The sequence below is a fragment of the Proteiniborus sp. MB09-C3 genome, assembly GCF_030263895.1.
Classification (GTDB): Bacteria; Bacillota; Clostridia; order Tissierellales; family Proteiniboraceae; genus Proteiniborus.
Window position 1 is genome coordinate 2913897 of the sequence record NZ_CP127161.1, and the last position, 25900, is coordinate 2939796.

General features: G+C 33.2%; 26 protein-coding genes and 1 pseudogene. 6 read left to right on the top strand and 21 right to left on the bottom strand.

The features are described from left to right. Positions 1-20: 20 nt before the first annotated feature. From QO263_RS14270 to QO263_RS14335, 14 genes are all read right to left on the bottom strand, one after another. Positions 21-1214: an NAD(P)/FAD-dependent oxidoreductase gene (locus QO263_RS14270; RefSeq protein ID WP_285622839.1), complete on the bottom strand. Its 1194-nt coding sequence runs from the start codon at positions 1212-1214 to the stop codon at positions 21-23. Between the two features lie 124 nt (positions 1215-1338). Then, positions 1339-2334: an ABC transporter substrate-binding protein gene (locus QO263_RS14275; RefSeq protein WP_502928724.1), complete on the bottom strand. Its 996-nt coding sequence runs from the start codon at positions 2332-2334 to the stop codon at positions 1339-1341. 41 nt (positions 2335-2375) lie between these two features. Then, the gene (locus tag QO263_RS14280; RefSeq protein WP_285622843.1) at positions 2376-3167 is read right to left on the bottom strand and encodes an ABC transporter permease; all 792 of its coding nucleotides are present in this window, start codon (positions 3165-3167) and stop codon (positions 2376-2378) included. Next, positions 3161-3994 carry an ABC transporter permease gene (locus QO263_RS14285; protein ID WP_285622846.1) on the bottom strand — a complete coding sequence of 278 codons (834 nt, stop codon included), beginning with the start codon at positions 3992-3994 and terminating at the stop codon, positions 3161-3163. The genes QO263_RS14280 and QO263_RS14285 overlap by 7 nt, the downstream gene beginning before the upstream one ends. Then, positions 3991-5040, bottom strand: a complete 1050-nt coding sequence (gene potA, locus QO263_RS14290; RefSeq protein WP_285622849.1) for a spermidine/putrescine ABC transporter ATP-binding protein — start codon at positions 5038-5040, stop codon at positions 3991-3993. Before potA ends, QO263_RS14285 begins: the two co-directional genes overlap by 4 nt. A gap of 18 nt (positions 5041-5058) precedes the next feature. Beyond that, positions 5059-5598, bottom strand: coding sequence for a helix-turn-helix domain-containing protein (locus QO263_RS14295; RefSeq protein WP_285622852.1), 540 nt, complete (start codon positions 5596-5598; stop codon positions 5059-5061). A 199-nt stretch (positions 5599-5797) separates the two neighbouring features. Then, a complete protein-coding gene (locus QO263_RS14300; protein ID WP_285622855.1) occupies positions 5798-6235 on the bottom strand; it encodes a Fur family transcriptional regulator in 438 nt (145 codons plus the stop codon). Next, the gene (locus QO263_RS14305; RefSeq protein WP_285622858.1) at positions 6228-7079 is read right to left on the bottom strand and encodes a metal ABC transporter permease; all 852 of its coding nucleotides are present in this window, start codon (positions 7077-7079) and stop codon (positions 6228-6230) included. Before QO263_RS14305 ends, QO263_RS14300 begins: the two co-directional genes overlap by 8 nt. Next, complete coding sequence (locus tag QO263_RS14310) at positions 7079-7762, bottom strand: metal ABC transporter ATP-binding protein (protein WP_285622861.1); 684 nt, start codon at positions 7760-7762, stop codon at positions 7079-7081. The genes QO263_RS14305 and QO263_RS14310 overlap by 1 nt, the downstream gene beginning before the upstream one ends. Continuing rightward, on the bottom strand, positions 7763-8716 hold the full coding sequence (locus tag QO263_RS14315) for a metal ABC transporter solute-binding protein, Zn/Mn family (protein WP_285622864.1): 954 nt from the start codon (positions 8714-8716) through the stop codon (positions 7763-7765). It lies immediately after the preceding gene. Positions 8717-8854: 138 nt separating this feature from the next. After that, positions 8855-9637: a TPM domain-containing protein gene (locus tag QO263_RS14320; RefSeq protein ID WP_285622866.1), complete on the bottom strand. Its 783-nt coding sequence runs from the start codon at positions 9635-9637 to the stop codon at positions 8855-8857. A gap of 12 nt (positions 9638-9649) precedes the next feature. Next, positions 9650-10213 (bottom strand): LemA family protein, encoded by a 564-nt coding sequence (locus QO263_RS14325; RefSeq protein WP_285622869.1) that lies wholly within the window; start codon positions 10211-10213, stop codon positions 9650-9652. A gap of 112 nt (positions 10214-10325) precedes the next feature. Beyond that, the gene (gene thiI / locus QO263_RS14330; protein WP_502928670.1) at positions 10326-11504 is read right to left on the bottom strand and encodes a tRNA uracil 4-sulfurtransferase ThiI; all 1179 of its coding nucleotides are present in this window, start codon (positions 11502-11504) and stop codon (positions 10326-10328) included. Next, positions 11501-12658, bottom strand: a complete 1158-nt coding sequence (locus tag QO263_RS14335; protein WP_285622874.1) for a cysteine desulfurase family protein — start codon at positions 12656-12658, stop codon at positions 11501-11503. The genes thiI and QO263_RS14335 overlap by 4 nt, the downstream gene beginning before the upstream one ends. A 503-nt stretch (positions 12659-13161) precedes the next feature. On the opposite strand from QO263_RS14335, the gene QO263_RS14340 reads away from it, so the two are divergent. Continuing rightward, entirely contained in the window at positions 13162-14154 is a 993-nt protein-coding gene (locus QO263_RS14340) for an asparaginase (RefSeq protein WP_352168866.1), read from the top strand. A gap of 32 nt (positions 14155-14186) precedes the next feature. Here QO263_RS14340 and QO263_RS14345 read toward each other — a convergent pair whose 3' ends face one another. After that, on the bottom strand, positions 14187-15587 hold the full coding sequence (locus QO263_RS14345) for a hypothetical protein (protein ID WP_285622880.1): 1401 nt from the start codon (positions 15585-15587) through the stop codon (positions 14187-14189). 208 nt (positions 15588-15795) lie between these two features. Between QO263_RS14345 and QO263_RS14350 the strand changes: the two genes are divergently transcribed. Then, on the top strand, positions 15796-16749 hold the full coding sequence (locus QO263_RS14350) for a hypothetical protein (RefSeq protein WP_285622883.1): 954 nt from the start codon (positions 15796-15798) through the stop codon (positions 16747-16749). 47 nt (positions 16750-16796) lie between these two features. Here the strand turns inward: QO263_RS14350 and QO263_RS14355 are convergent, their stop codons facing one another. Together QO263_RS14355 and QO263_RS14360 are read right to left on the bottom strand one after the other, a co-directional pair. Beyond that, positions 16797-17840 (bottom strand): HD-GYP domain-containing protein, encoded by a 1044-nt coding sequence (locus QO263_RS14355; protein ID WP_285622885.1) that lies wholly within the window; start codon positions 17838-17840, stop codon positions 16797-16799. A 69-nt stretch (positions 17841-17909) separates the two neighbouring features. Further along, entirely contained in the window at positions 17910-18386 is a 477-nt protein-coding gene (locus QO263_RS14360; RefSeq protein ID WP_285622887.1) for a nucleoside recognition domain-containing protein, read from the bottom strand. 303 nt (positions 18387-18689) lie between these two features. Between QO263_RS14360 and QO263_RS14365 the strand changes: the two are divergent. Then, a pseudogene (locus QO263_RS14365) lies at positions 18690-19937 on the top strand (IS110 family RNA-guided transposase). 116 nt (positions 19938-20053) lie between these two features. Here the strand turns inward: QO263_RS14365 and QO263_RS14370 are convergent. From QO263_RS14370 to QO263_RS14385, 4 genes are all read right to left on the bottom strand, one after another. Beyond that, positions 20054-20530 carry a nucleoside recognition domain-containing protein gene (locus QO263_RS14370; protein WP_285622890.1) on the bottom strand — a complete coding sequence of 159 codons (477 nt, stop codon included), beginning with the start codon at positions 20528-20530 and terminating at the stop codon, positions 20054-20056. Positions 20531-20630: 100 nt separating this feature from the next. Continuing rightward, a complete protein-coding gene (locus QO263_RS14375) occupies positions 20631-21611 on the bottom strand; it encodes an acyl-CoA dehydratase activase (protein ID WP_502928671.1) in 981 nt (326 codons plus the stop codon). Next, positions 21586-22695, bottom strand: a complete 1110-nt coding sequence (locus QO263_RS14380; protein ID WP_285622893.1) for an acyl-CoA dehydratase activase-related protein — start codon at positions 22693-22695, stop codon at positions 21586-21588. Before QO263_RS14380 ends, QO263_RS14375 begins: the two co-directional genes overlap by 26 nt. Then, entirely contained in the window at positions 22667-23665 is a 999-nt protein-coding gene (locus QO263_RS14385) for an acyl-CoA dehydratase activase-related protein (protein ID WP_285622896.1), read from the bottom strand. The genes QO263_RS14380 and QO263_RS14385 overlap by 29 nt, the downstream gene beginning before the upstream one ends. Before the next feature lie 807 nt (positions 23666-24472). Here QO263_RS14385 and QO263_RS14390 point away from each other — a divergent pair. From QO263_RS14390 to tnpB, 3 genes are all read left to right on the top strand, one after another. Beyond that, the gene (locus QO263_RS14390; RefSeq protein WP_285622899.1) at positions 24473-25027 is read left to right on the top strand and encodes a site-specific integrase; all 555 of its coding nucleotides are present in this window, start codon (positions 24473-24475) and stop codon (positions 25025-25027) included. A 124-nt stretch (positions 25028-25151) separates the two neighbouring features. Continuing rightward, positions 25152-25514, top strand: a complete 363-nt coding sequence (tnpA, locus tag QO263_RS14395; protein ID WP_285622901.1) for an IS66 family insertion sequence element accessory protein TnpA — start codon at positions 25152-25154, stop codon at positions 25512-25514. Further along, positions 25508-25864 (top strand): IS66 family insertion sequence element accessory protein TnpB, encoded by a 357-nt coding sequence (gene tnpB / locus QO263_RS14400; RefSeq protein WP_285622903.1) that lies wholly within the window; start codon positions 25508-25510, stop codon positions 25862-25864. Before tnpA ends, tnpB begins: the two co-directional genes overlap by 7 nt. Positions 25865-25900 lie beyond the last annotated feature (36 nt).

Consider the following 25900-nt stretch of genomic DNA (forward strand, 5'->3'; position numbering starts at 1 on the left):
TTCTATCTCCTAATTTTTTATTAAAGCTTCTCAATGATTTCTTTACAGCTAAGGCCTTCATTAATATATTCTGATATATCTCTATTGCCAATCACTGCCTTTCTTACACTTGACATCTTAGATAAGTCTCCAAGAAGAATACCACCAGATAATTTATTATCAGTCACAAATAGCCTGTAGTGAGCATCTTTGTCATCATATTTCAAAGCATTTGTAAAATCCTTTATATTTCCTACTGAGAAAAGAGATATATCGCCTATAGAAAGTGTAGTAAAAGGCTCTGGATGCTTATATTCTTTGCTAGCTCCTGCCATATTAGCTCCAGCGATTTTACCTTGATCATTTGCAGCTGTCCATAGTCCTAAAACTATACCGTTCACCTCTGCTATATCTCCAGCTGCATATACATCTTCAATATTAGTTTTCAAAAAACTATCTACTTTTACTCCTTTATCAAAATCTATAGCTGTATCTCTTACTAAATCAATATTTGGTCTGATACCAGCCGAGAAAAGAACTGCATCTGTTTTGATCTCTCTATTATCCTTGAATCTAATACCCTCTGCTTTTACTTCTCCTAATATCTCTTCTGCGGCAGCATCAAAATATAGATTTATTCCATTATCGCTTAATTTTTGTGAAACTATGTCTGCTAACTCTTTATCTAATTGTCTAGGAAGAAGATAAGGGAAAAACTCTACAACATTTACCTTCTTACCTAGTTCCTTTATTGCCCATGCTGCTTCAAGACCTAGAAGCCCTCCACCGATTACAGTAATATCCTCACATGAATTAAAATATCCCTTTATATATTTCAAATCCTTTAGAGTTCTTAGTGCGAACACGCCATCTTTAAATTTTCCACCTATTGGAGGCACAAAAGGTCTGCTTCCATTAGCTAATAACAGCTTGTCGTATTCAACAACCTTGCCATCATCTAACTTAACCTTCTTATTTTTTGTATCTATTTTTTCTACAATTTTTCCTAATATGACATCAATTTTATTTTCATCGTACCAGCTTTTTTTATTTACTAAAAGCTCATCATCATTAAATGATTTACTTATATAGTGGGAAAGCTTTACCCTGTAATATGTAAAGTACTCCTCTGATGTGATAATAGTTATGCTTCCTTCTTTGTCAATATTCCTAATTTCCTTTGCTGCAGATAAGCCTGCAATTCCATTTCCAATAATAACATATTTCAATGTCACAAAATCCCTCCTAACAAATTTTTTACGTATGTAGTTATACTTCTTTTTATTAATTACCCCTTTGTTATAAATTTAATCATCTATAGGCTAGAACCAATGCAAAAAACCACGGATATTCCGTGGTTTAGCTTTTTACATCAGTCCATATTTTATCGTATTCTTTTATAAACTCTCCTAAATCTAGGAAAACCTCACAATTATTTATTATATCATCACTAGGATATGCTACTTCATTGTTTATTACCTCTGGAGCTAATAGCTTCATAGTCTCTTTATTTGTAGTAGAATACCCTATATATTCAGTATTTTTAAGTGCTATATCTGGTCTACTCATAAAGTTAATAAACAATTCTGCTTCTTTTTTGTTTTTACTTGCCTTTGGTATTACTATATTATCAAACCAAAAGTTACTGCCTTCCTCTGGCACTACATATCTTAAGTCTTCATTTTGCTCCATCATATACACTGCATCTCCAGACCAAACAACAGCTAAGGCAGCTTCCTCGCCTATCATCATATCCTTTACTTCATCACCTACATAAGCTAATAATAAAGGCTTTTGCTTTATTAATTCTGCTTTTGCTTCCTCTAACTCATTTACATTTCTAGTGTTTATTGAATAATTTAGTTTCTTTAGGGCTACAGCTATAGAATCTCTTTGACTATCAAGCATTAATATTTGACCCTTGTACTTACTGTCCCATAGTATATTCCAACTGTCTACAGGCTCTTTTACTACTTTTTGATTGTATAATATTCCTACAGTTCCCCACATATAAGGCACTGAGTACTCATTGTTAGGATCAAAGTCTAGATTTTTAAACCTATCATCAATGTTTTTGTAATTAGGTATATTATTCATATCGAGCTTTTGCAATAAATCTTCTTTAATCATTTTTTCAATCATATAGTCTGAAGGAAATACAACATCATAATCTGTTCCACCAGATTTGATTTTTACATACATTTCTTCATTTGTAGCAAAAACTTCATAGTTTACTTTAATATTATATTCTTCTTCAAATTCATCAATAACTGACTCATCTATATAATCTCCCCAATTGTACACATTGAGTACAATCTGGTCTTGATTGCTACAACCAGTGCTAATTAAAACTATTGATAATACTAAAACTAAAGATAATAATCTCAAACCTCTTTTCAAGCTACATCATCCTTTCCTTTAATTTCTAATGAACTTCTTTTATTTATCATCAGAAGAAGAATCAAAACACTTAAAAACATAAGAGTTGAAAGAGCATTTATTTTAGGATTTATTCCCCTTCTTGCCATCGAGAATATCGTTATAGATAAATTTGACACTCCCGAACCAGTAGTGAAAAAGCTAATAACAAAATCATCTATTGACATAGTAAAGGCAATTAAAGCCCCAGAAATAATTCCTGGCATTATTTCCGGCAATACTACCTTTCTAAAGGCATAAAATGGTGTTGCTCCCAAATCCATTGCTGCCTCCGCTAAGTGCTTGTTCAATTGCTTAAGCTTTGGTAAAACTGATAATACCACATAGGGAATATTGAACGTAATATGTGCCAGTAGCATAGTTACTAGTCCTAATTGCTTGCCAACGAATACAAAAAGCGACATTAAAGCAACTCCTGTTACTATATCAGGATTTAAAACAGGGACATAGTTTAAATTCAATAATATTTTTTTCTTAAAATGGCCTGCATTGTGTATTCCAATAGCAGCTAAGGTACCTATTACTGTTGCTATTGCTGATGAAAAAAACGCTACTAATACTGTATAATATAAGGCCTTCATTATTTGTCTATCTTTAAATAATTCGACATACCATTTCAGAGTAAAACCGTCCCAACTCCCTCTTGATTTAGAGCTGTTAAAGGAATATACTATTAAAACTATAATTGGGGCATAAAGAAATAAATAAAGTAAAAATGCATAGAATCTTTTTATCCATTTTTCTACCATATCCTGCCCCCCTCTTTATCTTTATCAAACCTCTCCATAAATGCCATGGCAATAAGTATCATTACCATCATAATGATAGATATGGCAGAACCAAAATGCCAATCGTACACTGTCAAGAATTGTTGCTCTATTAAATTGCCTATGAGCATATATCTATTTCCACCTAGCAGCCTTGAAATAACAAATGTACTAACTGCTGGCATGAATACCATAGTTATGCCAGAAACTACTCCTGGTATACTTAAGGGAAAAATTATCTTTCTAAAAACAGTTATTCTATTTGACCCTAAATCCTCTGCCGCCTCTATAATGCTTTTATCTATTTTACTTAGCACTGTATATATTGGCAGTACCATAAATGGTAAAAAGTTATAGACCATACCAAGAATAACTGCGCCATTATTATATAATAAATTTAATGAAGGCAATCCTAAAAATTCTAAAAATCCATTTATCAGTCCTTGTTTCCCTAAAAGCGTCATCCAAGCATATGTTCTCAATAGAAAATTCATCCACATAGGTACAATGAATAAAAGCACCCAAAAATTTCTTTTCTTTGGCTCCATGCTTGATAATATCATGGCCATGGGATAACCTAGTACAAAGCAAATTATCGTTGATATTAGAGCAAGTCCTGCAGAACGTCCTAATACACTAATATAATTTGGCTGTAAAAACCTCTTAAAATTTTCCAATGTAAACTTCATTTCTTTTATGTTTTGTATATTCCCTTCTGTAAAACTAAAAAGCAGTACTAACAAAAGCGGAATTATTGTAAACAAAGTCACCCAAATCAAAAATGGGAAAGAAGCTGCGCTCTTTTTCATCTCTCACCCACCTTTTTCATAATATGAATACTTTCAGGGTCAATTACCATGCCAATGTGTGAGCCCACTGGCTCCATTACTGTACTGTGTATCATCCATTCCCTGTCTTTTTCTTGTACCATCATTTCATAGTGAACTCCTTTAAATGTAACAGATGTCACCAATCCAGTGAGCATTCCCTCTTTTTCAGGTACAACCTTTATATCTTCAGGTCTTATGACAATATCTACAGGAGTATTTTCTCCAAATCCTTTATCAACACATGGAAATTGGGCGCCTGCAAACTCAACTAATAAATCCCTCACCATAGTACCTTCTATTATATTGCTTTCACCTATGAAGTCTGCAACAAACGCATTTTTAGGCTCATTATATATATCCTCTGGTGTGCCAATCTGCTGAATCTTACCTTTGTCCATTACTATTATAGTGTCGGACATTGTTAAGGCTTCTTCTTGATCATGAGTTACATATATAAATGTAATTCCAACTCTTTTTTGCATGTCCTTTAGCTCTATTTGCATATCTTTTCTAAGCTTCAAATCTAATGCCCCTAGGGGCTCGTCTAAAAGCAATACTTTTGGTTCATTTACCAATGCTCTGGCTATGGCTATTCTTTGCTGTTGACCACCACTTAATGAATCAACATCTCTTTTTTCAAAGCCACTTAGGTTAACTAATTTAAGAATTCTCTGCACCCTATCTTTTATTTCATCATTTGGTACCTTTTTTATTTTAAGACCAAATGCTATATTTTCAAATACATTCATATGAGGAAATAGTGCATATTTTTGAAATACCGTATTAATTTGTCTTTTAAATGGGGGAACATCATTTATTTTATTCCCTTCAAAAATTATGTCTCCAGTTGTAGGCTGTTCAAAGCCTCCTATGATTCTGAGTGTAGTGGTTTTACCACAACCGCTTGGACCAAGCAAGGTCAAAAACTCATTTTTTCTAATATAGAGATTAATATCCTTTAGTACTACTGTTTCATCATATTCTTTAGAAATGTTTTTTAAATCGATAATAATATTATTCTCCAATTATATCCCCCCTAGCTATTAAAAATTCGGTGGTGTGCTCACCCACAATACTTTTGCTTTTGTCTTTCCAATATTCTTTATATAATGATTAGCATGAGCTTTATAATAAAAGCTTTCACCTTTTTTTGCTTTATACTTTTCATTTCCTATGTGTATAGAGATTGTACCTGATAAAACATATCCAAATTCTTCACCCTCATGGGGATAATCTTCTTTAGAGCTTCCCTCTGGCTCTAGTTCTAAAAGTATTGGCTCCATTAGGTTTTTTTGAGCATTTGGAATCAACCAGTTTAAAGTATATTTAAACTCGTCATTTTCAGTTACAAATACATCATCCTTTGAAAAGACTATTTTTTCATCTTCTATCTCATTAAAAAAATCTCTAAGGTTTGTTCCTAACCCTTCTAATATATCTACTAAAGTAGCTATTGATGGAGAGGTGAGATCTCTTTCCAGCTGAGATATGAATCCTTTTGTAAGTTCACACCTATTTGCTAATTCTTCTTGGGTTAAAGAGCTCTTAACTCTAAGTCGCCTAATTTTTTCACCTATTTTCACAAAAAATCCTCCTTGTTAAATTAGCTCTTTATTAAACTTTTTGTTTATAATTACTAAACTATTACTTCTAACTAGTATATTATAATCAAAATATATTTGAAAAGTCAATAGAAATAAAAAAATATTTTTTTGTCTTTAAACCTGTATAATATCTAGTTTCTAATAACAAATAAAAAATAGAGCTTCTTTCATATAAGCTCTATTTTTTATCTAATAAACATTCTTTGCAAAATCCATAAATCTCAAATTTATGTGAATCTGGAAGAAATCCTTTCTTTTCAAATATAGTCATATCAATTTTTTCAAAGGGACAGGATTTAAGTGTCTCTACTCTCCCACATTTTTTACATATCATACTATGAATATGATGGTCTTCAAAGATAATCTGGTAATAGCCTTTTCCATTTTCCAGACTTATCTTTCTTACAATGCCTATATTAAGAAAAATCTCAAGATTTCTATATATAGTTGAAAAATTTATATCTTTGTTTTTTTTAAGAACCTTTTCAAATATCTCTGATGGTTCTAGCAAATAATCTTTGTTTTCTATAAGGACATCTAATATTGTTTTCCTATGATTCGTAAGCTTGTATCCTTTTTCTTGTATATTTTCGTATAAAGCATTTGTTTTATCCATCATAAACATCTCCATTTACTGTATTAGTAGTCTTTTTTACTAATTTCATATACAGGCTTTTAACAAGGATAACTAAGAACAGTAGTAGCAAAGATACAATTACTATTGATCCCCCTGGTGCTACATCTAAATAAAAAGAAGCTATTAATCCAATGGAAACGGAAAGCACACCAAAAATATTAGTATAAATGAATGCTTGCTTGAAGCTTCTAGCTATTTGGATACTAGTAGCTACTGGCACTGTCATCATAGATGAAATCAATAAAATACCAACTATCCTCATAGATAATGTTATGGTAATAGCTACAAGCATAGCAAATAAAAGATTTAGCTTGTTCACTGGTATACCCCTTAATTTCGCATCAGCTTCATCAAATGTCATATAAAATAATGCTCTAAAGAATATTAGTACTACAGCAATAATGATTATACCTAAAAAAGTAACTATTTTTAAATCATCTTCTGTAACTAAGGATATGCTACCAAACATGTAATTCATAATTCCTATAGTTTTATTTTTTCCTATACTGATGAGTAGACTAGCTGCACCTATTCCAGCTGCCATGACTATGGCAAGGGAAAGCTCTGCATATTCCTTATATTCCTTTCGAAGCTTTTCCACTACAAAGGATGCTGCCAAAGTAGTAACTATAGCTGTATATAGTGGGTAAATATTAGTAATCATTCCTATGGCCACGCCAGCTAAAGCAGTATGAGAAAGGGTATCCCCTACCATTGATAACCTCCTCAGTACTAAAAAAAGCCCCATACTAGAACTTATTATAGATATGATAATTCCGATAAATAATGCTCTTTGCATAAATGGATATGAAAAAATACTCATTACTGTCCTTCCTCTCTAATACTTATTTTTCCGCTATCTAGATGAAATACTTTATTTGCTCTATTCTGTAATGTACCAACATCATGTGTAACAATCACTATGGTTATTCCATAATCTTTATTTAATTTATCTATCATACTAAAGAAAATATTCTGAGATTCTGTATCTACTCCTATTAGAGGTTCATCCATAAATATTATTTCTGGATTATTTACAAGGAGTTTTGCCAAAAAAATTCTCTGCTGTTGTCCCCCAGAGAGATTACCTATAAGGCTGTCCTTAAACTTAACCATATTTACAGCCTCCAATGCAGCTATTGTAGCTTTATTTATTTTCTTATTCAATATTTTTAAAATATTCATTTGAGAATACTGACTACTTCCAACTACTTCTTCTACTGTGGCTGGAAATTTAGTATTAAAATTTCTTGCATTTTGTGGTAGATATCCAACTCTATTCCACTCTTTAAAGTCTCCAATATCAGAACCAAATATCTTTATGCTGCCATCATTAGGTTTAAGAAAGCCCATCATTAGCTTTAATAATGTGCTTTTAGCTGAGCCGTTTGCCCCTACTATTCCTATATAATCTTTTCTATCTATTTCAAAGCTTATATTGCTAAGAACCAAATTTTTTTCATATCCAAAGCTTAAATTGTTTACTTTTACTATTTCCTCACTCATTTATCTCACCAATGCCTTTTTTAAGTTTTCAAGGTTTTGCTCCATTAAAAAAAAATAGTCTTCATTTTTATCCTGCTGTTCCTTTGTAAGTCCTGCAATTGGATTTAGCTCTAATACTTTAAGATTTCCTTCTTTAGCTAATAACTCTACTACCTTTGGGCTTGCTAAGCTTTCTAGAAAAATATATTCAAAGTTTTCTTTTTTTATTTTATCCATAAGGTTGGCAAGAGTTCTTGGGCTAGGTTCTTCATGAGGAGTTATACCTGTAACTGAAACCTGCTCCAAGTTATATCTTTTAGTCAAATAGCCAAAGGCTTGATGTGAAACTAATATGGTGTTTTTGCTCCTATCTTTAAGCTGAGAATCATAAGCTATGTCCAATTCTTTTATTCTTTCTGAAAAATTCTCATAATTTTTCTTATAAAAGTCTTCATTTGCTTTATCTAACTCTATAAGCTCTATCATTATCTGATGAGCCATCTTATCCATATTAGCTGGATCAAGCCAGATATGAGGATCATATAAGCCATGATTATGTTCATCATGATTATGTTCATCATGCTCATCTTCTTCCTCAATTTTTATTAGATCAACATATTCGCTCAAATTTATTGTCTTAATGCCTTTTTCAGTTAAGCTATTAGATAGTTTTTCAGCCCAAGGCTCCATTCCTGTTCCATTGTAAATAAACATGTCTCCATTTTCTACATTTGAAATTTCTCTCATTGAAGGCTCATAATCATGAGGCTCAGAACCGTTTGGTATAACAGAATATAATTCTATCCTTTCTCCACCAACTTTCTCTGCTGCAAAGTAAATTGGATAAAAGCTTGCATAAACCCTTAGTATATCGCCCTTATTTTGTCTAGGTTCTTCTATATTACAGCCACTTAGTAAAAGCATAAATACTATAGTCATTAAAGATATTTTCTTGATTGATTTAATTTTCAACATATTATCCTCCTATTAATGCAAATAGTTTGCATTTGCTTTTCCAATTTATTATTACCCATTAAATAATAATTATAACCATTATTTTTATATGGAGGCTTTCCTTAAAAGGAAAAGAGCGTAGAAATTATCATCTACGCCCTACCATCCTCCACCAGCGCCTCCTCCTCCAGAGGAACCTCCTCCTCCGCGGTTTCCGCCGCCTCGTCCTCCTCTGCCTCCACCAAAACCACCTCTTCTTGATGAAGACCTGAGTAACATCATAGTAAGCATTCCACCGAAAAATCTAAAGTCAATAAATAAAAATATTATAATACCTATGACTATTACTATAGGCTTTATACCAATTCCAGTACTATAATATTCATCGTAATCATCATAATTTCCTTGAGATTTTGAACTATCAGGACGTTCTATATCATACTCATTAGCTACTACAGATAATATAGCATCAAAGCCTTTTAGTATGCTTGTATTATAGTCATTTTCCTTAAAGTAAGGAAACATGTTCTTATCTCTAATTTCGCCTACTTTTCCATCTGGCAAAGCTCCCTCTAGTCCATAGCCTACTTCAATCCACAGCCTTTTCTCATTGGGAGCTACAAGAATTAAAACACCATTGTTTTTTTCCTCGCTGCCTATGCCCCATTTTCTAAAAAGCTGGACTGCAATCTCCTGTTCACTGTTTCCATTTAGTGAATTTAATGTGGCAACTACTATTTGTGCTCCAGTTTCACTATAAAGCTGTTCATTAGTATTTATTATATAATCTTCAAGATAACTATCTATGATATTTGCCTCATCATATACATAAAAATACCTGCTTGGCTCTGGAAGCTTAAATCCACTTCCGTAGGCATTAACACCTACTAGGAGTAAAAGAATCGTCAACAGAAAACAAAGGGTTAATCTGTTTTTTTTCATTTACGTCACCTGCTAAAAGTTTACTTTTGGAACTTCTTTATCTTGCTCACTTATCTCAAAGTATTCCCTTTGTTCAAAGCCAAACATACCTGCAATAATATTCGCTGGAAATGATCTCACTTTATTATTTAATACCTTTGCTGATTCATTATAATCCATTCTAGATACGGCAATTCTATTTTCTGTTCCTGCAAGCTCATCTTGGAATCTTATAAAGTTCTCATTAGCCTTAAGCTCCGGATAAGCTTCTACTACTACATTTAATCTATCTAGTGCGGTTGTAAGCTGAGCATCTGCTGCAGCGTATTCACCTGGAGTTTTAGCAGTTTCAAGCTTGCTTCTAGCCTGTGTAACTCCTAACAATACATTTTCTTCATGAGCTGCATAGCCCTTCACAGTATTTACTAGATTAGGTATTAAATCTGCTCTTCTTTTTAATTGATTTTCTATTTGTGCCCATTTAGCATTAACTTCTTCATCTAACCTCACTAAATTGTTATAGCTGCCTGCGATAACAAAGCCAAAAGCTATTACTATTGCAAGTATTACAGCTAATATAATTAATCCTGGTCTCATAATATCATTCTCCTTTACTATAATTTCTATAAAATATTTCTTAACCACTAATTACATATTATTAACTTTAATAATATAATACTACAAAAATTCAAGTTTTCCTAATATTATATTAAGGCCTTATTTCATAAACTTCCATTTTATCTATTGCATCCTCTACAAGCTTTTCATTATCTAAGGCTTTTTCCGATTCTTCAATATCTTCTAGTTTAGGTCTTGTTACGGGGTGTTTAGGTAGAAATACTGTACAGCAATCCTCAAATGGAAGAATTGAAGTCTCAAATGTACCTATTTCTTTCGATATTTCTGTTATTTCCACCTTGTCCATTCCTATTAGCGGTCTTAATACAGGCAATTTAACTGAAGAATTAGTTACATTAATGCCTTTAATTGTTTGACTAGCTACTTGCCCTAGGCTCTCCCCAGTAATCAGAGCATCTATTTCCTCTTTCATAGCTATTTTTTCTGCTATTTTCATCATAAATCTTCTAGAAATAATAGTCATCTCATCTTCAGGACATTTTTCGTTAATCTCTTTTTGAATATTTAATAGATTAACACTGAACAATTTTATTTTCCCACAATAATTAGTCAATATTTCGGCTAGAGCCTTAACCTTTTCTTCTGCCCTTTCACTAGTAAATGGATAGCTATGATAATGAACGGCGCTTATTTCTACTCCTCTTTTGGCTATCATAAAGCCTGCCACAGGACTGTCAATGCCACCTGATAAAAGCAATAGTCCTTTTCCATTTGTACCTACTGGCAATCCACCAAATGCCTTAATCTTTTCAGTGTATATATAGCAATTAGTTCTAATATCTATATATATATATGCCTCTGGATTGTGTACATCTACAGTAAAGCCTTCTGAATTGCTTAAAATATACGCCCCAACTTCCTTTGCAAGCTCAACTGAATTAGGCTGAAATCTTTTATCCGCCCTATTTACATCAACCTTAAATGTTTTTATTCCTCTCTTGCTTCTTACTTCTTCTAGCAGCTTTAATGAGTGCTTTTTAATTTCATCTATATCCTTTTCTATTCTATAGCTAGGACTAATATTGACAATACCAAATATTCTTCTTAATCTTTTAATCAATTCCTCTTTATACTCTTCTTCTGCTTCAATATAGATTTTACTTTGCTCCTTATATACTTTAGTTTCTCCCATTCCTCTTGCAATGTTTTTTATATTTCTTACAAGTTTATTCTCAAAAAAATAACGATTTTGTCCTTTTAAAGCAACTTCACCAAAGCTAACGCTTATTACCTTATCCAATATTCTCACCTCATAGTTATTCTTCTAATATCCTTTACTGATTGTTCTAATGTTTGAGCAGCATAATCAATTTCTTCTAGTGTATTGTAATGTGAAAAGCTAAATCTAATGGCTCCTTCTATCTCCTCATCCTTTAATCCTATAGACTTGAGTACATGACTCTTTCCCTTTCCATGAGAAGAACAAGCTGACGCTGTGGATACGTATACTCCGTTATCCTCTAGATAATGTAATAATACTTCTCCCCTAACACCAATAAATGAAACATTTAATATATGAGGAGCACATCTGTCATCTAAAAGACTATTTACTTTTACATCCTCTATATTATCTATTATCTTCTTTACAAAATAGTCCTTTACTCTTTTTATATCTTCTGCTTCCTTCTTATATTTTTCTTTTAGAATATCTACAGCTTTTCCAAAGCCTATAATTCCTGGTACATTTTCAGTGCCTGACCTTATACCTCTTTCCTGATTCCCTCCATAGATTATAGGTTCAAGTATAACATCCTTTTTAACATATAACCCGCCTACTCCTTTAGGGCCATGAACCTTATGGCTGCTAAAAGAAAATGTATCTATGTTAAGCTTTCTTAAATCAATATCAAGCTTACTAAAGGCTTGAATTCCATCTACATGAATTTTGGTGTTTTTATTTTTACTTTTTATTACTTCATTAATGTCATTTATGGGCAGAATGCTTCCTATCTCGTTATTTACCATCATTATAGCAACAAGAATAGTTCCTTCATTAATACTATCTTCTAATTGCTCTAAATTTATCATACCATATTCATCTAAATCTAGATATGTCACTTTTAAGCCTTTACTTTCATAGTGCTTTGCTATGCTTAATACTGAAGAATGTTCGAATTTAGTTGTAATTATATGATTTCCTCTTCTAATATTTTTGTTTATTATGCCCTGAACAGCAATATTGTTTGATTCAGTGCCACCTGACGTAAAAAATATTTCATCTTTATCACATTTCAAAAAATCTGCTATTGTTTTCCTTGAGCTTTCTATTCTTTTTTCAACTTCTAATCCCATTCTATGTAAAGATGATGGATTTCCGTATTGGACCTTCAACATATGACATACTTCGTCTATTACCTCATCTCTTGGCCTAGTTGTAGAGCTATTATCTAAATAAACCTTCATAAGTTCACCTCATTTTCTAAAATATATAATCCTTCTACATCTAGTATTATATAAGTCCTTATTATTTATATATTCTAAATTAAATAGTAAAAAAGATTTGCATGCTTATTATTATATAAGAAATTGTTGAAAGTTAAAAGTCATGTTATTAGCTAAAATAAAATCTTTCCAATATATTTATAAACTTTTTCTCTAAAAGCCTTGCAAACCATGTCGTAATTTGTTATAATTTGTTTGTGGTTATCCCCCTGGTAACCTCAAATGAGATCTCTATTCCCAATACCCCTTTTGAACGGTTTACTTTGCTTCCTAAACGTATAGGAATGCGCAAAAAGACCCCCTCGAGGGGTCTTTTTGTTTTTAGACACTACATAAATTACTTACACGAAATCGAGGATTTCGGTAATCTGCTTAATTTATTAATTTAAATACATTTCTTTTTAAATATTTCTTTTTTATGCTAAAATAATATTAGTTAATTCCATTCTATGGGGGGGCTAATTGTGAATAATAAAGTGGCAGTGATTTTCACTGGTGGTACAATATCTATGAAGGTTGATCCTAGATTGAATGCGGCTATTCCAGCTTTATCAAGCGAAGAAATAATGGGTATGGTCACAAACATAGAAAGGTTCACAAAAATTGAGACAATTAATTTTGGAGAGTATCCTGGTCCTCATATTACTCCTAAAATGATGCTAGAATTGTCTAAGCTTGTAAAAAAGACCTTAGAAAGAGATGATATTACAGGAGTTGTTGTAACTCATGGTACAGATACTCTTGAGGAAACTGCATATCTTTTAGATTTAACTATTAAATCTGAAAAACCTGTTGTTGTTGTTGGTGCAATGAGAAATTCTTCAGAATTAGGTTATGATGGACCAAGTAATCTATCAGCTGCAATTTGCACTGCCATATCTAAGGAGGCCATAAATAAGGGTGTCTTAGTTGTCATGAATAATGAAGTAAATGCTGCATCTCATGTAACTAAAACAAATACCCTATCACTTGATACTTTTAAATCTCCCGAATTTGGTGCGTTAGGCATAGTGGATAACGATAAGGTTATTTTTTATAGAGATATCCTTGATCATCATCATATAGAAACTAATGACATCGAATGTAAAGTTGCATTGATTAAATGTGCTGCAGGTATGGATTCTGATTTAATTGATTATTGTATAGATGCTGGATATAAGGGTATTGTAGTTGAGGCTATGGGACGTGGTAATATTCCTCTTGAAATGTTCGAAGGAGTTAAAAGAAGTCTAGATAGAAACATCCCTGTAGTTATTGTCTCAAGATGTCCAACTGGTAGAGTACTAGGCACATATGGCTATCCCGGTGGTGGGAAAAACCTTAGAGATGTTGGTGCAATTTTTGGTGACAATCTTCCTGGTCAAAAGGCGCGTATTAAGCTCATGCTTATATTAAGCATTACCAATGATATCGATACTATAAGAGAAATATTTGAGAAAGATATTTATACAGAATAAAAAAAACTGGCTTGATGTTCAGGCCAGTTTTATCATCTCATTAAAAAGCCTCTTCTTCTTCTACTTAAAAAATATTCAATATCATTTACTCTTTTTTCTATCCCTATAATTTTTTCTTCACAAGTATCTATATTTTGATTTTGGGAGCTGGTCTCAGATATCTTATTTTCCAATATTTCAGTAATAGTTTTTAATGCCTGTTCTATTATAGTAACTCTTTCTTTTAACTCCTCTATTCCTTCTAATTTTACTTTCAATTCTTCAATTTCTTTCATTTCTTTGTTTTCTTTTATGTCTATTAAATTATCCTCGATTCTACTCACATCCCTTTCTGATAAGATATCTAATTCGTCTATTTTTTCCTCATCGACTTTTTTTTTAATTTGTGATTTTAGTGGAACTTCTACTGCATTTTGGATATCACCAAATCCAATAAAAGAAGTACTTTTTCCATATGTTCCAAACCCATAATTAAAATTATATCCATCTATTATGGAGCTATTATTGGTAGAAAATTTATATCTTGCAAAATCATCCTTCTTTGAATTTTCCCATGAATAAGGCGAACTCCAACTTAGACCCCTGTCCTCAGAAAAACAGCTCAATAAACCATCATACTCTATCCATATAGTCCATAAAGTTCCACCACTATTTATGAAAGTAGGATACATGCAGTTTGCTGGATTTGACAATACATGTTCCGTAACCCTAGTAATTTCTCCATTTAGTATATTGTATTTTTCATATGTTATTACGAAATTACCATCTATGAGCTTGCTATAGCATAAATCAATTTCATTATTCCCTTGGCTTAGCATATCTAAATACATCTTCGCAGAACTATCTGTAGTAAGCTGAATTTTATCCGACCATTGAGAATCAGCTAAGCTAAATGTATTTACAAAAACCTGTTCTATGTTGTCTACTATGTCATAATAACCCATCACTACCATATCCTCTAGTTGTATAATGGAAATTGGATTCAAAATCTCCCTTTTAGTTATGTCTGTAACTATATGCGTATCCCATTCATCCTTTAATAGACTGTGATGGTATATTCTGAACTTATTATTGCCTTCATTAGCTTCTACACAATATATAATATGTATTTGGTCATTTATTACTTTAATATTTATATTCCTAAGCTTAGCATCAAATTTTTCTGCAAGCAGATGTTCTTCTTGCTTATAACCATCTATTGACACCAATACAATGCTTCCATCTATTTTCTGGCATACAAGATACACTGTCCCATCCTCAGATATGGTAGAGTCGTATTCATCTAGGCAATCACTAATAAGGATTCTTTTTTCAGCCTTTTCGCTATTTTTATCATATAGTACCATCTTAATTTTCTTTTCATACATATAAAAGCTGTATATATTTTCTTTATTGTCCATTATGAGCACATCATGAATATTCATAAAACCCATTGAAACACCTCCTTACATAATTATTATTCTGTAACCTACTGAAGATCATATTCATAATATATTGTATAACCATAGTTTTGCTCCTTATATAATAATATTTTCTACTATAAAAAATATGACAGAATAGTACATGAATGTAACATAATTTTTACGCAAGAATATATTGAAAGTGAGAAGTATTTCATATTTTAGAAAAGGAGGATTAGTTATGTCTTGTGGTAATAAATCTGGGCCAATAAACCTTGCTTTACCAGATAAATGTTGTACAGCTACAACTGGTTGTTCTCCATTCGATGGCAATTTAAGAAGGGTTGTAACTGAACCAATATATGTACAGAAAGTTTATGACGCAAAATTGTTTAATCTTCAAGCAATTAGAACTGTAGCTAATCAAACATTCTCTCCAGCATTAGGCAGAGGTGCAAGAATAATTAGAATACTTGATATTAGATGTAGGAAGTTCTTTAATCCTAGGAATATTAACGATCCAGAAAATCTTGCAGCATCTCCTGATACCACTCTTTCAGGTGCAGAGTTTGTTGAAACTTCACATGGGATCCCTGTAACAGCAATAGGACCTGATGGATTTGCTAGTGAAAGATTAGTTTACACTGATACTCAAGATTGTGATGAGCTTGGTAGAGGAACACCTATTTTCGGTACACAGAATATAAGAATCACAGGAAATGTAGTTATAGAAATTGATGTTCTATTTACTGATGATTGTGATAAAGAATGTGTGACTACGTTAACTGCTAATGTGCCAGTTGGTACAGCAGATAACCCACTGCTAATAACAAACTTCTTTGAACTATGCTTACCATCAGTATTTGAAGGTGCTTTCCTTCCAAGATTCACAGAATTCTGTAATATTTCTTGCGAATCAAGACTTGCAACTAACAGTATTATGAGAGATATAATGATAAATCCTACTACTGGAGTTGTCAGAGCTAACCTATTAATAGCTCTATGTGTAACTTGTGAAAAGAAAATTATAGTTCCTGTTCAGCTTTGCGTACTATCAACAGGATTCCCTGTATTATCTGCTGAAGAATCTCCTATTTGCAGTACTTTCCCAAGTCTATTCCCTAGGCAAATAGATAGTAATAAGCCACATCGTTGTGTATCTGAATCCACTGAAGCAGAAAATATTGAGGAGTAGTGCAACGTATATAAAAGCTCAAATCCAAAGGATTTGAGCTTTTTGTATTAGATAATTACATCTTCTATATAATAGCTTCTATCTGTTAACAAGTCAATAAATTTATCTTCTACTTTTACTATTGGTCTTGTAGGCATTTGCTTATGAATATATATTACCTCGCCTATGTCTCCGCTGTTAAGCTTAACTACATTACCTACATAAAATTTTGATATATTATTAATGAATGTAGTTGCTATTCTAGGATCCAAAGTTACAAAGCTGTCGTTAAAAATTTGCTCTGCTACTAAAAAAGGTGATTGTTTTTCCTTATATACTCTTTCTGTTGTCATTGCATCAAATATATCGCATATAGCTATTATTTTTGCATATTCATGTATTTTCTTAGATTTAACTCCCATTGGATATCCGCTTCCATCTTCTCTTTCATGGTGCTGTAGCGCACCAAGGGCTACATTCTTGCTTATACCAACAGTTTCATCCAGTAAATTATATCCTAAAATAGTATGTTTTTTTACTAACTCAAATTCACTTTCAGTCAGTTTACCCGGCTTATAGATAATATTATCTGAAATCTTAACCTTTCCAATATCATGAAATAGTCCTGCTAAAGAAAGCTGCTTAAGCTCAACTTTTGAATATCCTAACCATTTCCCGATTATTATTGCTAACAAGCAAACATCAATAGAATGCTGAAAAGTATAATCATCATCCTCTTCTATTTGTCTCAACGTACCTAAAATATTATTGCTCTTAATAACTTCCTCTATCATTTCATTGATGATCTCGCCTATTTCGTTTACGGCTAGCTTTTTCCCAAATCTTGCGTTAAATAGAATTGTTCTTGTTTTATTGGCAAATCTATTGTATTTTTCTGTGAATCCATCATTGTCAATAATCAAAAAGTCGTTTTCATTATTCTTGTTTAGGTATACATCTATATTTTTTACCCCTAAGCTTTTTAAAGTTAGAATATTATTTCTATTTAATACTGTACCACTTGTTAGCAATATTGCACCTGTCTTCTCATTGTCTATATTTTTATTGATTACCATTCCTACTTTTACTTCATCAATATTTAAAAGTGCCATATAGCTCTCCCCCTGCCAGCAAAGTTATACTTCTATATTCTATATTTACCAGCAAAATCCTCTTTTCTTCTACATCCTAATTCTATCTTTAGATAATATTCTGTCAATATATCTTGCTGTTAATGAATTTAAAACTAATGCTACTATAATTCTAACACCTAGCAATAACCAGCCATTTGCGCCAATTGCAGCGAATAATAATGTATCTTCGAACACAGAATGACAAGCTACTAAAAAAATTACTACAAGATAGAGATCTTTTTTGCTTAAATTTCCTTCTTTAGCACTACTTATTATGACCCCTGCCCCATACGCAAGTCCTAGTATTAGTCCTATAATTAGAGGAAAAGTAGAATCCTCAGAAATACCTAAAAATCTTGCCAATGGCTTCATTTTACTAGATAATTTCCCCAAAACATCCAAGTCCTTTAATATTTGCATTACCACCATAAGTGGAATGACTATCTTTGCTATATTTAAAACTGAACTAATGCTTCCTATTGTTCCTTCCTTTAAAATCTCCATAATGCTCATCTTTATAGCCATTCCTTTCGCTTCGCTCAAGGCACAAAACGTAATGAAAAAGTGCTTTTGAGCGTTATTTGTTTTATAATTAACCCCATAGGGATTTCGGTAAACTACAAATCACGGGGAGGTGAGTGGGCTGTCTGACTTGTCAGATGACCGTATTTTTATATGTGTAGAACGCCTTTTCAAGCACAAATAAGTGTACCTTAGAGTACGTAACCTTATCTTTGTTTAAACAATCTCGTTTAAATGCCAGGCGTTCAGTCAATGCCGTATCTCCCTATAATTCTTATGAACTTTCTAGTTCAGAAAGGAGTCCCTATGGCTTTAAAAATCGTGTACAAAATCTGCTGCGGAATTGATGTTCACAAAACTTTTGTTGTAGCCTGCATCGCTTCCACCGATAAACAAGGTGTTACCACCTACAAGAGCCATCGCTTTTCCACCTACACCAAAGGTCTGAAAGAGCTGTTACAATGGCTGCTTGAATCTAATTGTAAGGATGTCTGCATGGAATCTACAGGTAAATACTGGATTCCCGTGTACAACGTCTTGGAAAAAGACTGTTCTATTGTGCTTGCACATCCTAAATACGTTAAGGCTATTCGTGGTAAAAAACTGACAAGAAAGATGCTAAATGGATTGCTGACCTGTTTAAGCATGATCTTGTTGCCGGTAGCTTTATGCCCCCTGCTGATATTCGCCAGCTACGCGACCTTATGCGCTATCGTTACAAACTAACCTGCTTTATGTCCAGTGAAAAGAACCGTCTTCAAAACTGTCTCACGGTTTCCAACATTCAATTGTCTTCCGTTGTCTCCGACACTTTTGGTAAAAGTGCTCAAAAGATTCTGAATAAGATTCTTGAAAATCCTCTAGATACTTCATTCGATATTGAACCTTTAATTCACGGCTCTATGAAGGGTAAAATTCCTGAATTACAGCTCGCCGTTGATGGGCATATCTCCCCGCAACAGGCTGGTAAATTAAAGATTATCAAGAAGCACTTTGAAGATTTGGAATCCCGGAAATCAGAGTTAGAAGAACTGATTCTTGTGCTCGCCAGCCCCTATCAACAAGAACTCGACCTAATCCTAACCGCTCCATCTTTTAAAAACATCTTCTCTGCAATCACAATCATTTCAGAGATTGGTGTTAATATGGAGGCTTTTCCTTCTGGCGAAACACTTGTGTTCATGGGCAGGGCTTACACCTACCAACAATGAAAGTGCAGGGAAGAAAAAATCTGTCCGGGTTTCCAAAGCTGGATGCTATATTAAACCACTTCTTGTTCAATGTGCCAACTCTGTGGTTAAAAGTGAAAAGCATCCAGAAATCCGTAACCGCTACCTTCGTTTAAGAAAGCGTCGTGGTCACAAGAAGGCAATCATTGCAATAGCAAGAATGCTTCTAACAGCATTATACAACATGTTGAAGAAAAATGAACCATACAATGCTGAACTTTACAGAAACTCTGACGTTATTCCTGTCAATCGCGAGATTACTGTAGAGCAGGCTATACAATTAGCAAAATTCCAAGGTTACAGAATTAAGTCAGCTACTGAATAACCTTAATTTTGTCTATATATTCAATTTTTTGAAGCCACCGCAAGATGGCTTGTTTGCTATGCCCTTAAGTGAAGTGCCAATCCCTAGTTTTCTTTTTCAACCTTCTTCCTCCAAAATTATAAAAGTATGTTTAATATAAGTCCTGATAGAATTGCAAGTGATAATCTAATAAACAGGATAACTACAACATTTATTCCCGTCTTTTTTGCAACTGCTGTTTCCATAAATAAGCTATGGGAAAATGAAAGCATTACTGCTATAATTGTAATCTCTTTTGAGGTTAAGGTAAGAGTTGCTATGGAGCCTAATGCAGCATATAGATTGACCATGTTCCCTAATACTAGTACGATTGCAGCCTCACCTGGCAGCCCTACAATATTCATGAAAGGCTTAAAAATATTAGATATAGCTTCTAATAGAAAAGTATGCTTTAGAATCGTTACTGCAAAGTAAACAGGTATTATAATTTTAGCCAATGTCCAAGTGGTATTCAATCCACTTTTTAGACCTTTTATAATCGTTTGCTTATAATCCCAGCTGTTCTTATTGTTTTCAGGCTTTAAGGAGCTATCTTTCAAGCAATTTTCTCCCACAATGTCATCCCCTCTTCTATAATAATAATAACGATATTATTATAGCATAGAGAGCCTTGCTTCGTCACAACTAAAAAGCAGATACATATAGTACCTGCTTTTATGCTAAGTTTTTATTCGAAGCTGTTAATTGCCCAGTCCATTTTCCACATTTATCTCCATATCTAGCTATAATAGAATTATTTGCAACTATCTCAATTACTTCACACATATTAGAACAATCTCCACATTCGGAGCCTTTAACCTTATATGGTACATCTGAAATGCCCAATCCTCTGAAGCTTGTTTTTCCTTTAACCTTTATTTCCTCCTTAGCTAGTAATGCTACTCCAATAGCTCCCATAACATCAAAATGTTCTGGTATTAGAACACTCGTATTGAGAACATCTTCAAAGGCTTTCTTGATTCCTGCATTGGCAGCTACTCCCCCTTGAAAGACTACTGAATCTAGAATCTCTTTTCCCTTTCCCACATTATTCAAATAGTTTCTGACTAATGCTTCACAAAGACCTCTTACTATATCCTCCTGATTATGACCTAGCTGCTGCTTATGTATCATATCTGATTCTGCAAAAACTGCACATCTGCCAGCTATTCTGACCGGATTTTTAGATTTTAAAGCTAGCATCCCAAATTCTTGAATTTGAATATCAAGTCTTGAAGCTTGCCTATCTAGGAAGGATCCTGTTCCTGCAGCACAAACAGTATTCATTGCAAAATCAGTAACTACCCCATCTCTAAGTAATATTATCTTTGAATCCTGTCCTCCTATTTCTAAAATAGTCCTGACATCCGGAACATATTTTATTGATGCTACAGCATGTGAGGTTATTTCATTTTTCACTACATCTGCACCTAATATCATACTAGCTAGATATCTCCCACTGCCAGTAGCTCCTACTCCCTTTATTGATAAATCTCCTAATTCCTTTTTAATTTCTCCAAGTCCATTCTGTAAAATTTCTATAGGCTTACCTTGAGTTCGTATGTATTTCTTTAGTAAAATATTATCCTCTTCATCTATTAAGATAATATTTGTGCTTACAGAACCAACATCAACCCCTAAGTAACATTCTTTCAATATCTTTTTCCTCCCTTCTTTTTTTCAAAAGGTCTACAAATGCCTCTAGTCTAGTTAGGTATCCAGCCTCACCTGTCATCTCATCAACTACTAAAGTAAGTATAGGTATATTATAATCTCTCTGAATAGCAGGAAGAATACTTTCAGCCACTATCTCTGGCATACAAGTTAACGGAAATATCTGCACTAGCCCATCAAATCCAGATTGAGCATACTGCACTGCGCTACCTATGGTTTCTCTTCCATGCCCTCCTACTAAGGTACTTAAGTATGGTCTTGCTGCCTCCCATTTACCTTTTTCCTCCTTTGAGCCAAATGGAAATGAAAATATATGATGTCTTGCCCAGTTGCTTGGTGTTAAAGCTTTTTCTACTTCTGCACCAAGATGCCCAAGCTTTTTTTCTACATCTAAATTTACGAAAGGTTCAATAATAGTATATATCTCTCCAATTATACCAATTTTAATTGGTCTTTTTTCAGCGTCTATTTCTATTTCATCTAGTCTTTCTCTAGATTTTTTAATAAGCTGCAAAATTTCCTGTACTCCGTGTGTATATTCTATATCCCTATAAAATTCTTCCATTATCATATCTACCTCATATCCATTTAAAGCTATTGGACGCTTTTTATTTGCAAGATCGGTTAGGGCATCTGCATCGCATAGTATTTTATATGCCCTTTTACCGCTTCTTATAATTTTATAAGGATTTGACGTATTCATTGCCTCAGCTACTCGATTTATCAATACCATTGGCTTGCCGTCAGGAGGATCAAAAGCTATGATTCTAGCATCATATCCTAAATCTTTTAATAGGGCCTGTTCCATAACAGGATAAAAGCCAAATCTACAGGGACCACAGCTACCAGTTATTATTACAGTATCTGCACCTTTTTCAATGGCCTCAATATAATTACCAATGTTTATTTTCAAAGGCAGGCAAATTGACTCAGGTGAGTATTTAGTTCCCAGCTCAAGGGTTCTTTTACTGCATCTAGGCGCTAAAACCACTTCATTACCTAAATCCTCCAGTAGTCCTTTAACAGCAATATATGTATTACCCATGTGTGGAAATGTTATTTTCATTTTTACTCCTCCGTTTAATCATGTCTATAAATGCTTCAATTCTAGTATTTATGCCAGCTTCTCCTGTATGTTCGTCTATTGTCAATAGGGTAAAAGGAATACATTCCTTCCTAGCTTCTCGCTGTACAAAATCTATCAGTACTGAATCAACCCCACATCCAAAAGAAGAGACATATATTATCCCATCTATTTTTTTCTCATTAATCATATAAAATGATGAACCAATAATTCTTTTTCCAAAACTCCAAAACATTCTTTTAGGCAACATTGAGGAATAATAATCTGCCTTGACAGTATCTATCATCTCCGGGGTCACAACCCTAATGCCATTGCTCCATAGTTTTTTTATTAAGTTCATATTTATATATTCATCATATAGATTATACGGATGACCTACTAGCATAAATATAGGCCCATTATTATTAATTGGCCTTATTGCTTTAGTAGCACTATTATAAATCTGTATGGCCTCAATAGGTATCACACCTTTATTGATGAGTCCTCTATAGTTCTCATAATGTTTAGATGCAACTTTATAGGCTTTCTTTATCTTAGAAATATTTGGAGTAATATGTTTCCCGGCTTCTTCAACTGCATCGATTAATCCAGAATTAGATTTTATTAAATTTACTTTTAAGTCAATACAATTGGGAAGGTTATCTACTGAATTTTGCACCATTTCAGGTAATCCTAAATATTTTGGGCAACCATACTCTCTTTTTTGAATGCTAATCATTTTAGGAATAAACAGATAATCTACCTTATCCCTTAGACTCATTACATGCCCATGATATACTTTTACTGGGAGACAGGCTTCATCTACACAATTTGAAACTCCATCATTTAATATAAATTTATTTGTTTTAGGAGAAACAACTACTTCTGCTCCAAGCTCATTAAAAAATTCCTTCCATAAAGGAAAATAATCATAAAAAAATAGGCTTTGTGGAATACCAACCTTGAAAGACATTAAATCCCTCCAATCTCACTAGTATAGTATGGGCTAAATGTCTTGTTTTTATAACCTATAGGAGAAGATAATTTATTTGATTAGTTTGATCTATTCCTACTGCAAGGGGATGAAAAGACATAGAGGACAGAAGAAAAAGATAAAAAGCGGAAGTCAAATATTTAATGTAATCTGATAGAGGTTCAAAATTTGCCTTAACCTGAAAGGGTGTAGACTTACCATGTGGTATTTCCTGGCAGGAGGGGATTGTAAACCTATGAATTTTAATAACTCAACGACGGATAAAACGGAGAGTCCAAAAGACATAAAATCACTTTCCAACCAATAAGAATCCATTGATTGGGCAAGTTAAATACAATGTTAATAGGCTACAAATCCGAATCGCTAAGAAAGGCAAAAACAAAAAGTGTCCATTAGGAACCCCGGCATGTATGATATATCCATGCAGGCCCTTTATGCTCTAGCACTTGAGCCTATTGCTGAAACATAGGTTGATAGCATTTTTTGATTTTCGCAGAGTGGGAAGTGCAAAAAACAAATCTTTTGTATGCTTACTAGAAAATGTTCTCCAACATGGATACTTGAGGGAGATATCAAAGGCTGTTTTGATAACATCAACCATGACTGGTTACAATCCAATACTCCAGTGGACAAGAGAATCATGAAACAATTCCTAAAATCAGGTTTTATTTATGAAGGTAAACTGCTGTATATCACATAATTACTGGGTTTCCCTTTGATTTACTTTGCATAATCTTCGGTAATGATTATAAAGTAGACCCAAAAATCATTGAATGAGGTATTTTAATGAAAAAAACAATTAAGGAACTATTGCGTTTAGGATACACGGAATGCTCTATGAAGTTTTATCGTAACAGGTGGCAAAAAATCCTACAGTTTGCAGAGGAGAATAACGAAACCCATTATTCTGAACAATTAGGGATTAATTATGTTGAAAACCATTTTCAGATTTATAAAAAGAACTTTGACCAAACCCTATCACAGAAAGATACACAGGAACTTTGTATCATCCAAATGATTGGAGATTTTCAGCTCCATCATAAAGCTTTAATGCGATGTTACAAACATCAAGAATTTCTTAAAGATCAATATTATATTATCATCAGCAATGACTTCAGTAAATACTGTGAATCTAAAGATTATTCCAAGGTAGCTGTAGATCATTATGTGAAACAATCAAAACGATTTATAGATTATCTGGTTTCTCAGGAGATTTACGACTACCAAAATATCACTCTTCCTATTGTCAACAGCTATATCAATACACTAGCTAGATATACCTATACAACTGTGGAACAGAATATCTGCTCCATTCGTGCATTTTTAAGATATCTTTTGTAAGCGTATAATAATTGATGGATTTTATAACTGATCCCCAAATGAGATAATGAAGTAGACTTGTGAACACTCTTAAAGTGTTTACAAGTGTTACAAACACTTTAAAAGTCTCAGGAGGGATATCTGTATGGACATGAGAACTGTAAGTCATCAGGTTAAGGTTCAGGAATGGCGTGAAATTATCTCTAGATGTAGAAATAGTGGTATGCCAGTACGAGAATGGTGTAGCAAAAATGGAATTAAGCCAAGTCAATTCTATTACTGGCTAAGGGTAATTCGCAATGAGTCTCTGGCATTGATACCAAGAGAACTGCAGGTAGTTCAACCTTCTTTTGCAGCTGTTAAAGTTTCTGAAATGAACAATACAGACACTGATGAGGCTGGTACCTGTGCAGTAGTAAAAACTAGTTCATTTTCCATCGAAATTAAGAATGCTGCTAATCCTAAAACACTGGAGCAGGTTCTCCAGATATTAGATAGCTTATGTTAGCAGAATTTAATGACTTTGTCCATATTTACGTTGCATGTGGGCATACGGATATGAGAAAATCAATCGATGGTCTTGCAGCCATTGTATCTCAGAATTTTCATCTTGATCCCTTTGAAAAAAGTCTGTTTTTGTTCTGTGGAAGAAGACGTGACAGAATAAAAGGATTATTATGGGAGGGAGATGGTTTTTTACTACTTTACAAAAGACTTGAAGGAGGTTCTTTTAGCTGGCCCAAAGATCCTCAATACGTCTTAGAGATAACCCCTCAGCAGTATCGTTGGTTAATGGAAGGTCTATCTATTCACCAGAAAAATACCATACCTAAATTAGAGAAAAAAAGAGTAATTTAAAGGCTTAAAAACGCTAAAAAATGCGTATTTTAAGCC

Bases quoted from the DNA above. Each gene is read 5' to 3' on its own strand.
- QO263_RS14315 (WP_285622864.1), bottom strand. From the start codon at position 8,716: ATGTTGAAAATTAAATCAATCAAGAAAATATCTTTAATGACTATAGTA.
- QO263_RS14320 (WP_285622866.1), bottom strand. From the start codon at position 9,637: ATGAAAAAAAACAGATTAACCCTTTGTTTTCTGTTGACGATTCTTTTA.
- QO263_RS14310 (WP_285622861.1), bottom strand. From the start codon at position 7,762: ATGAGTGAGGAAATAGTAAAAGTAAACAATTTAAGCTTTGGATATGAA.
- QO263_RS14335 (WP_285622874.1), bottom strand. From the start codon at position 12,658: ATGAAGGTTTATTTAGATAATAGCTCTACAACTAGGCCAAGAGATGAG.
- QO263_RS14355 (WP_285622885.1), bottom strand. From the start codon at position 17,840: ATGGCACTTTTAAATATTGATGAAGTAAAAGTAGGAATGGTAATCAAT.
- QO263_RS14360 (WP_285622887.1), bottom strand. From the start codon at position 18,386: ATGGCTATAAAGATGAGCATTATGGAGATTTTAAAGGAAGGAACAATA.
- QO263_RS14385 (WP_285622896.1), bottom strand. From the start codon at position 23,665: ATGTCTTTCAAGGTTGGTATTCCACAAAGCCTATTTTTTTATGATTAT.
- QO263_RS14350 (WP_285622883.1), top strand. From the start codon at position 15,796: ATGTCTTGTGGTAATAAATCTGGGCCAATAAACCTTGCTTTACCAGAT.
- tnpA (WP_285622901.1), top strand. From the start codon at position 25,152: ATGGACATGAGAACTGTAAGTCATCAGGTTAAGGTTCAGGAATGGCGT.
- QO263_RS14285 (WP_285622846.1), bottom strand. From the start codon at position 3,994: ATGAAAAAGAGCGCAGCTTCTTTCCCATTTTTGATTTGGGTGACTTTG.
- QO263_RS14300 (WP_285622855.1), bottom strand. From the start codon at position 6,235: ATGGATAAAACAAATGCTTTATACGAAAATATACAAGAAAAAGGATAC.
- QO263_RS14380 (WP_285622893.1), bottom strand. From the start codon at position 22,695: ATGAAAATAACATTTCCACACATGGGTAATACATATATTGCTGTTAAA.
- QO263_RS14280 (WP_285622843.1), bottom strand. From the start codon at position 3,167: ATGGTAGAAAAATGGATAAAAAGATTCTATGCATTTTTACTTTATTTA.
- QO263_RS14305 (WP_285622858.1), bottom strand. From the start codon at position 7,079: ATGAGTATTTTTTCATATCCATTTATGCAAAGAGCATTATTTATCGGA.
- tnpB (WP_285622903.1), top strand. From the start codon at position 25,508: ATGTTAGCAGAATTTAATGACTTTGTCCATATTTACGTTGCATGTGGG.
- QO263_RS14345 (WP_285622880.1), bottom strand. From the start codon at position 15,587: ATGGGTTTTATGAATATTCATGATGTGCTCATAATGGACAATAAAGAA.
- QO263_RS14325 (WP_285622869.1), bottom strand. From the start codon at position 10,213: ATGAGACCAGGATTAATTATATTAGCTGTAATACTTGCAATAGTAATA.
- QO263_RS14390 (WP_285622899.1), top strand. From the start codon at position 24,473: ATGAAAAAAACAATTAAGGAACTATTGCGTTTAGGATACACGGAATGC.